The sequence below is a fragment of the Sphingomonas sp. genome, assembly GCF_031372575.1.
Lineage (GTDB): Bacteria > Pseudomonadota > Alphaproteobacteria > Sphingomonadales > Sphingomonadaceae > Sphingomicrobium.
In genome coordinates, this window is record NZ_JANMLM010000090.1 from 25,762 (window position 1) to 33,197 (window position 7,436).

At 62.8% G+C, this 7,436-nt stretch carries 9 protein-coding genes; 4 read left to right on the forward strand and 5 right to left on the reverse strand.

Going from position 1 to position 7,436, the window contains the following annotated elements:
- Window positions 1-80: 80 nt before the first annotated feature.
- From RMN73_RS09040 to RMN73_RS09055, 4 genes are all read right to left on the reverse strand, one after another.
- The gene (locus tag RMN73_RS09040; protein ID WP_309602992.1) at window positions 81-854 is read right to left on the reverse strand and encodes a bacteriorhodopsin-like; all 774 of its coding nucleotides are present in this window, start codon (window positions 852-854) and stop codon (window positions 81-83) included.
- An 87-nt stretch (window positions 855-941) separates the two neighbouring features.
- Window positions 942-1,382 (reverse strand): fasciclin domain-containing protein, encoded by a 441-nt coding sequence (locus tag RMN73_RS09045; protein WP_309602993.1) that lies wholly within the window; start codon window positions 1,380-1,382, stop codon window positions 942-944.
- Between the two features lie 80 nt (window positions 1,383-1,462).
- Window positions 1,463-1,981, reverse strand: coding sequence for a CBS domain-containing protein (locus tag RMN73_RS09050; RefSeq protein ID WP_309602994.1), 519 nt, complete (start codon window positions 1,979-1,981; stop codon window positions 1,463-1,465).
- Window positions 1,982-2,061: 80 nt separating this feature from the next.
- Window positions 2,062-2,679 carry a LuxR C-terminal-related transcriptional regulator gene (locus RMN73_RS09055; protein ID WP_309602995.1) on the reverse strand — a complete coding sequence of 206 codons (618 nt, stop codon included), beginning with the start codon at window positions 2,677-2,679 and terminating at the stop codon, window positions 2,062-2,064.
- Window positions 2,680-2,812: 133 nt separating this feature from the next.
- Here RMN73_RS09055 and secG point away from each other — a divergent pair, with 133 nt between their 5' ends.
- From secG to trxB, 3 genes are all read left to right on the forward strand, one after another.
- Window positions 2,813-3,181, forward strand: a complete 369-nt coding sequence (gene secG, locus RMN73_RS09060) for a preprotein translocase subunit SecG (protein WP_309602996.1) — start codon at window positions 2,813-2,815, stop codon at window positions 3,179-3,181.
- Between the two features lie 85 nt (window positions 3,182-3,266).
- The gene (locus RMN73_RS09065; RefSeq protein WP_309602997.1) at window positions 3,267-4,901 is read left to right on the forward strand and encodes a CTP synthase; all 1,635 of its coding nucleotides are present in this window, start codon (window positions 3,267-3,269) and stop codon (window positions 4,899-4,901) included.
- Window positions 4,902-4,989: 88 nt separating this feature from the next.
- Window positions 4,990-5,952 (forward strand): thioredoxin-disulfide reductase, encoded by a 963-nt coding sequence (gene trxB / locus RMN73_RS09070; RefSeq protein ID WP_309602998.1) that lies wholly within the window; start codon window positions 4,990-4,992, stop codon window positions 5,950-5,952.
- 27 nt (window positions 5,953-5,979) lie between these two features.
- Here the strand turns inward: trxB and RMN73_RS09075 are convergent, their stop codons facing one another.
- A complete protein-coding gene (locus RMN73_RS09075; RefSeq protein ID WP_309602999.1) occupies window positions 5,980-6,276 on the reverse strand; it encodes an acyl carrier protein in 297 nt (98 codons plus the stop codon).
- Between the two features lie 83 nt (window positions 6,277-6,359).
- Here RMN73_RS09075 and RMN73_RS09080 point away from each other — a divergent pair, with 83 nt between their 5' ends.
- Window positions 6,360-7,406, forward strand: coding sequence for an AMP-binding protein (locus tag RMN73_RS09080; RefSeq protein WP_309603000.1), 1,047 nt, complete (start codon window positions 6,360-6,362; stop codon window positions 7,404-7,406).
- Window positions 7,407-7,436 lie beyond the last annotated feature (30 nt).

Sequence of the window (7,436 nt, forward strand, 5' to 3'; positions counted from 1 at the left end):
GCAAAGGGCGGCACGTTTCCGTGCCGCCCGATAACTCTGGCATTATTCGTCTGCAGCAGGCGAACCACGCCAGCCATAACTTAAGCGTGAGCCTTTGCCGCCACTGGCGTTTGGGCCTCGGCTGCCGTCTTGCGCACGGCAATGATATACACCAACACTCCAACGCCTGCCTTGGCGATGATGTCGGCAATGGTGTAGCCGATCTGGATCCCGGTCGTGACCGCGCCGCCACCAAGGCTGGTGTACGGAATCATGTAGACGATCGGATAGAAGCCCCATGAGGCAAAAGTCAGCAAGCGGGCCTGTTTGACCAGTCCGCGAACGGCTTCCGGCTGCCGCTCGATCGATGCCCCAAGGCCGCTAAACAACTCATAGACAATGTACAGGAACGGGATTGCCGACAGGGTTCCCCACAGCGCTCGTGCACCGTTGTCGGCGGCAATCTCACCCGGGTAACCGAGGATGATCATCAGTGCTGCCGCAAAACCCAGGCGCAGCGACTTCGACATCGTTTCGGCTTGCGACAAGCGCATCACCAGCACGAGTTCGATCAGCAACAACGGGACAGTCAGCAACCAGTCGACGTAACGATAGGCGTCATTGAAGGCGACGCTGGTCGTGGTGACCACGCCATCAGCGACGCCGTAGGCTGCGTTCCAAGATTCGAAGATCCGGAAATAATGGTAACAGGCAATGGCGCAGACCAGCCCCGAGATCGTGACTGCGGTTCGGTAGGCCGGTCCGACTTGCGACCGGCTTAGCCACAGAAACAGCGTCGCTGCTCCCATTGTCGCAAAGGTGAAGGAGAAGGCGTTATAGACCAGTGAGAACTGGCCAAGAGTGATGGTGTTCATCGCATGTCCTTTGAATTAGTCCGGCTTCGCGCGTTGGCGGGGAGCGCGCGAAGCCGGATCCGGGTCGGAGGGCTCTGACCCGAACGGTTAAGCCGCTGCGTCCGCTGCAGCAGGCTGAAGTACGCGATCAATGACGTGGATAACGCCATTGGTGCATTCGATATCGGCCGTGATTACGGTCGCGCCATTGACCGTCACGCCATTGGTGCCGTCGATGTCGAGCGGTCCACCGCCAACCGAGGCCGGACGCAGTGTCTGCCCGGCAATGTCGCGCGAATGGACCGCTCCCGGAAGCACGTGGACCAGCAGCAAAGCGGTCAGCGCGTCGCGCTGCTCGGGCTGGACCAGTTTCTCGACCGTTCCGTCTGGCAGGGCGGCGAATGCCGCATCGGTCGGTGCGAACACGGTGAACGGGCCTTCACCCTTCAACGTGTCAACCAGGCCGGCGGCCGTGACGGCTGCGACCAGGGTGCCAAACGCACCGGCAGCAACGGCAGTGTCGACGATATCGTGGATCTTATCGGTCATGGTCTTCTCCTGAATTTCCGCGCCGGGTGGTGCGGGGGACATTGGCAAATGCATCGCCCAACCGGACGACGCGCGATGGGTTATCGGACGCTAAAAGCGACCGCCCCGATGATGACGACGGTGTAGAGCAGTACGCCGCCAAGCAGGATTGGCAGGCTGAACGTGCCGCCGAAGGTCTGCTTCACCAGCGTTCGTGTTTGATCGAGCAGGTCGGGCCAGGTGTAGGATACGAAGTCGCCCTGGGTGATGACATTGATCAGGCGCTGGTCGTCATCGACCACGGGCAAGCGGCGGAAGCGCTCGTTCGACATCAAGCGAAGCCACCCGATTACGTCGTCGGAGGCATGGGCGACGCGAAGGTCGCTCGTCATGATTTCGCTGATCGTGGTCTTTGCCGGGTCGCGCTCTTCGGCCACCAGCCGCCGCAATATGTCGCGCTCGGTCAGCAGGCCTTTGACCCGACGATCACCGTCGACGACGATGATCGAGCCATAATTGAGCTTGGCCATGCGCTTTGATGCCGTAAGCACGGTTTCGCTCGGCGCGCAGGTCAGCGGCGCTGGCTTCGACTGAAACTCTGGGCGGTCAGCGATTATCATAGAGAGGTTATGCGCTGTGGCGATAACCGATAAAATATGGACTTAAGGCGGTATCGCGGTTCGCGCCTAGCGACCGTCGGCTACAACCCCGCCTCGACCGCAATTCGTACCAAGTCGGCAGAGGTGCGAAGGTTCAGCCGGTCCATCAATATGCTGCGGTGCATCTTGATCGTCTTTTCGGACAGGCCGAGTCGGTCGGCGATCTGTTTGTTCATCAAGCCATTCGACACATATTGCAGGACTTGCTGCTGCCGGGGCGACAACGTGTTAACGGCTGCCGCAGCGCGGACGCGGCGGGCGACGCTCGGACCGGGAACTTCGTCGCCGACTTCGACCTGTGAGCCGAGGAAATATTGCAGCTCATCCTTGGTGTCGTAAATTGGCGCGACTAACACCGCGTTGCGGAACGGCACCCCGCTGCGCTTGTAATTCAGGATTTCAACCAGCACCGGGCGGTGATTGCGAACGCCTTCGCGGATCGCTTCGGTCAACCACGGCTCGGTCCCTGGCCCTGAAAGAAATCGACAATTACGCCCCAGGATTTGCTCTTCGTCATATCCGGTCAGCGCGCAAAAGGCTTTATTGCAGGCAACAATCGGATTGTCGGGAAGACGCGGATCACTGATCACCGACGCGATCGGGCTCGCCTCGATCAACGCGGTTACTGACGGAAGCGACTGAAGGAGCGACTTGCTCATGGCCACATTCTAGGTTCTTTACTCCGCGCGTCCACCCCGCATTCGACGGTCCTCATCGGTCTTGCGTTGAACAATCACGCGCGGCTCGCTAGGGGGGCGGCAAGTCTTTCACCGACATCGAGTTATCATCCCAATGTTCAAATTTCTGCTGATCGTCCAGACCATCGTCGCTGCTAGCCTGGTTGGCGTGATTCTCATCCAGCGCAGCGAAGGCGGCGGGCTTGGGGTTGGCGGTTCGTCGTCGGGCTTCATGACCGCGCGCGGGGCTGCCGACTTCCTGACCCGCACCACCTCGATCCTCGGCGGGCTGTTCATCATCCTCTCGATCCTGCTCGCGGCTTATGCCGGCGTGACCAGCAAGCCGGTGACCATCGATACGTCCCTGGTGAAGCAGGCTGCCCCGACGGCGCCTGGTGCCGTCCCAGCGACCATGCCCGGCGTTCCCAAGCCAGCTACACCGGTCGGCAACCAGCAGGCGCCAGCGGTTCCGCTCGCGCAATAAGCCGTCTCTTTGCGAGACTTTTTTCGCTGCGATCCACATCATCCGCTTGCCAGAGGTGGCAAAGCGTCTCTAAGGCTCAACGCCCATGGCGCGGTTCATATTCGTTACCGGCGGCGTGGTCTCCTCGCTCGGCAAAGGTTTGCTTGCGGCGTCCCTCGGGGCGCTGCTCCAGGCGCGCGGCTTCAAGGTCCGGATTCGCAAGTTCGATCCCTATCTGAACGTCGATCCCGGCACGATGTCGCCCTATCAGCATGGCGAAGTCTACGTCACCGATGACGGGGCGGAGACCGATCTCGATCTCGGTCATTACGAGCGTTACACCGGCGTCTCGGCGCGTCAGTCGGACAATATTACCTCGGGCCGGATTTACCAGGGCATCATCGCCCGCGAACGGCGCGGCGATTATCTCGGCGCGACGGTCCAGGTCATTCCCCACGTCACCAATGCGATCAAGGAATTCGCCGTCGCCGACACCGACGATGTCGATTTCGTAATTTGCGAAATTGGCGGCACCGTCGGCGATATCGAAAGCCTGCCGTTCGTAGAAGCCATCCGTCAATTGAAGAACGACCTCGGCCGCGGTCAATCATGTTTCGTCCACACCACGCTGGTGCCGTATCTGGCGGCGGCGGGCGAACTCAAGACCAAGCCGACCCAGCATTCGGTTCGAGAGATGACCAGTTATGGTCTCCAGCCCGACATCCTGCTGTGCCGCGCCGAGCGGCCGATCCCCGAGGCCGAGCGCGCCAAGATCGCTCTATTCTGCAACGTCCCCGCTTCGGCGGTGATCCAGGCCTTGGACGCGCGCTCGATCTACGACGTGCCGCTGCAATATCATAATGAGGGCCTCGACGACGAAGTCCTGCGCATCTTCGACATCAATGACGCGCCGCGCCCCGAACTTACCCAATGGGCCGACATCATGGACCGCGTCGATCATCCTGAAGGCGAAGTGACGATCGGCGTGGTCGGCAAATATGTCGGGCTCCAGGACGCCTATAAGAGTCTGCGCGAGGCCCTCGTCCACGGCGGCATCGCGCACCGGGTCAAGGTCAATATTCGCTGGCTCGACGCCGAACTGTTCGAGAGCGAAAGCGCCGACCTTGCCGCCGAACTCGAGCCGCTCCACGGCATCCTTGTTCCCGGCGGCTTTGGCGAGCGCGGCAGCGAGGGCAAGATAGCTTCGGTCAAATTCGCCCGCGAGCGCGACGTGCCCTTCTTCGGCATCTGCCTTGGCATGCAGATGGCGTGCATTGAAGGCGCGCGGAATACTGCCGGGCTCGAGGCTGCCTCGACCACCGAGTTCGGCCAGACCGCCGAGCCGGTCGTCGGCCTGATCACCGAGTGGATGAGCCCCGAAGGCCTGCAGAAGCGCACTGCGACCACCGACCTTGGCGGCACGATGCGGCTCGGCGCCTATGACGCGACTTTGTCCCACAACAGCGTCGTCGCCGCGCAATATGGCACCACCGCGATCAGCGAGCGCCATCGCCACCGCTACGAAGTCAATGTCCACTATCGCGACGCGCTCGAAAAGGGCGGGCTGGTCTTTTCCGGCATGTCGCCCGACGGCGAGCTTCCGGAAATCGTCGAGCGCCCCGACCATCCGTGGTTCATCGGGGTCCAGTTCCATCCCGAACTGAAAAGCCGCCCGTTCGATCCGCATCCCTTGTTCAAGGGCTTCATCGGCGCGGCTTTGAAGCAGTCGAGGCTCGTATAATTGGTGCTTGCGGTGCAAACCACGCGCCGATCGCGCGCCCATTCGCTGACCATTTGAAGCGCGGCCCAATCCTCCCTAAGTGAGCGCCATGTCGAACATCATTTCCACCCGCATGCTGATTCTCGGCTCGGGGCCCGCCGGGCTCACCGCCGCCATCTACGCCGCCCGCGCCGGGCTTTCGCCGGTTGTCGTCCAGGGCATCCAGCCCGGCGGCCAGCTGACCACCACCACCGACGTCGAAAATTACCCCGGGTTCCGCAATGTCGTTCAGGGGCCGTGGCTGATGGAGGAAATGCAGGCGCAGGCCGAGCATGTCGGGACCAAGATGGTGTGGGACCATGTCAGCGAGGTGGATTTCTCGCGCCGCCCGTTCGTGGTCAAGGGCGACAGCGGCGAATATCACGCCGACACGATGGTCATCGCCACCGGCGCGCAGGCCAAATGGCTCGGGCTGCCGTCGGAAGAGCATATGAAGGGCAAGGGCGCCTCGGCCTGCGCCACCTGCGACGGGTTTTTCTATCGCGGCAAGAAGGTCGCGGTGATCGGCGGCGGCAATACTGCGGTCGAGGAAGCGCTCTACCTCACCAACCACAGTCAGGACGTTACCCTGATCCACCGCCGCGATACCTTCCGCGCCGAGAAGATCCTTCAGGACCGCCTGTTCGCCAACCCGCACATCAAGGTCATCTGGCACAGCGAAGTCGCCGAATTCATTGCCGGCGGTGATCCCGAAGTGCTGGTCGGCCTCGACCTGCGCGACGTCCGCACCGGGGCGATCAGCCGGATCGACGTCGACGGCGCATTCGTCGCGATCGGCCACTCGCCCGCGACGGAGCTGTTCACGGACAAGCTCACCCTCGACAGCGACGGCTACATCAAGGTCGAAACCGGCACCACCAAGACCTCGGTCCCCGGCGTCTATGCGTGCGGCGACGTGATGGACAAGATCTACCGCCAGGCGGTCACTGCGGCCGGCACCGGCTGCATGGCCGCGCTCGACGCCGAGAAATTCCTCGCTGCCGAGGAATATGAGGCGCTGGCCGCCGAGTAGGCGGCGGATTCTAGCGCCGCCGAGTAGCTAGCCGCGCACCTTGCGGTTGGCGAAGGCCAGCAGTCGGCCGTAAGTCATGAAATCCTCGGCCTCGACATCGTCATCCTCGATAACGACCGACAATCGCTCCTCGATCCCGGTCAGCAGATTGGCGACGGCGAGCGAATCGAATTCGGGCAGCGCGCCAAACAATTCGGTCTCCGCATCGAATGCCGCGACCCGCGCCTTGGACAGCCCGAGCACGTCGGCAAGCAACGCACGCAGCGCATGGTCGATGGTCTTGCTATCGCCACGAGCCAAAAGTTGCGCCTTTCCCTGTTGCATTGCAGCGCACTAATAGAGCGGGCCGAAGGGCGCAAGAAAGCCGTCATTGCCTCGCCTCGCCAGCAGTGACAGGCTCCTGTCCGATGACTCCCGATCCCACGCCCTTTCCGCTCGATCATCTCGCCCTGCGCGGGGTGGGGGACTCAACCGCCCTCATCGTCGGCGACGATCTCCTCGATTATCACGCCTTCGAAAAACTGATCGGCAGCACCGCCGCCGCCTTGCTCGCCCACGACCTCGCACCCGGCGACCGCGTCGCCAGCTGGATGGGCAAGACCATGCTCGCCTGCATCCTGCCGCTCGCCGCCGCACGCGCCGGGCTGGTCCATGTGCCGATCAACCCCGCGCTCCGCCGGGCACAGGCCGAGCACATCCTCGCCGACAGCGGTGCCCGCCTGCTGATCGCCAACCGTGCCCGCCTTGCTACGCTTGAGACCGCGCCCACGGCGATCACGCTCGAAGAGTGGCACTCCGGCACCGACCAGCTCGACCCGTCCACACACACCCCCGACATGTTGGCCGCCTTACTCTACACCTCGGGTTCGACCGGCCGCCCCAAGGGCGTGATGCTCAGCCACGCCAACCTCTGGCTCGGCGCGATCAGCGTCGCACATTACCTCCGCCTGACCCCCGAAGACCGCACGCTGGCCGTTCTCCCGCTTGCCTTCGATTACGGCCAGAACCAGTTGCTCGCCGCCTGGGCCGCGGGCGGCTGCGCGATCGGCTTCGATTACCTCCTTGCCGCCGATGTGAAGAAAGCGTTGCGACGCCATGACGTCACCACCCTCGCCGGTGTCCCGCCCTTGTGGCATCAGCTGACGGCGCTCGACTGGGCCGATGGGGCAGGGGCTACCTTACGCACCCTTACTAACAGCGGCGGCCATCTGCCCGAACCAATCATCCGCCGTCTTCGCACCCTGTTCCCCGACGCGAACCTCCACCTGATGTACGGCCTGACCGAAGCCTTCCGCTCGGCCAGCCTCGACCCCGACTTGGCCGATCCGCTTCGGCGAGTCGGGGATGCCGCAGGGCTTCGTGCAGCCGCTGTTGACGATGCTCTCGACGGCGGTGGCCACGGGTGTGTCGGGCATGATCATGAGCCGCTTCGCCCTGACGGCCTTCTCCTTTGAGGGCCGAAGCTACTGGGCAATCAAGGGATC

What these genes read in the sequence shown, in the direction of transcription:
- RMN73_RS09040 (WP_309602992.1), bottom strand. Translation starts at nt 854, where the DNA reads ATGAACACCATCACTCTTGGCCAGTTCTCACTGGTCTATAACGCCTTC.
- RMN73_RS09045 (WP_309602993.1), bottom strand. Translation starts at nt 1,382, where the DNA reads ATGACCGATAAGATCCACGATATCGTCGACACTGCCGTTGCTGCCGGT.
- RMN73_RS09050 (WP_309602994.1), bottom strand. Translation starts at nt 1,981, where the DNA reads ATGATAATCGCTGACCGCCCAGAGTTTCAGTCGAAGCCAGCGCCGCTG.
- RMN73_RS09055 (WP_309602995.1), bottom strand. Translation starts at nt 2,679, where the DNA reads ATGAGCAAGTCGCTCCTTCAGTCGCTTCCGTCAGTAACCGCGTTGATC.
- secG (WP_309602996.1), top strand. Translation starts at nt 2,813, where the DNA reads ATGTTCAAATTTCTGCTGATCGTCCAGACCATCGTCGCTGCTAGCCTG.
- RMN73_RS09065 (WP_309602997.1), top strand. Translation starts at nt 3,267, where the DNA reads ATGGCGCGGTTCATATTCGTTACCGGCGGCGTGGTCTCCTCGCTCGGC.
- trxB (WP_309602998.1), top strand. Translation starts at nt 4,990, where the DNA reads ATGTCGAACATCATTTCCACCCGCATGCTGATTCTCGGCTCGGGGCCC.
- RMN73_RS09075 (WP_309602999.1), bottom strand. Translation starts at nt 6,276, where the DNA reads ATGCAACAGGGAAAGGCGCAACTTTTGGCTCGTGGCGATAGCAAGACC.
- RMN73_RS09080 (WP_309603000.1), top strand. Translation starts at nt 6,360, where the DNA reads ATGACTCCCGATCCCACGCCCTTTCCGCTCGATCATCTCGCCCTGCGC.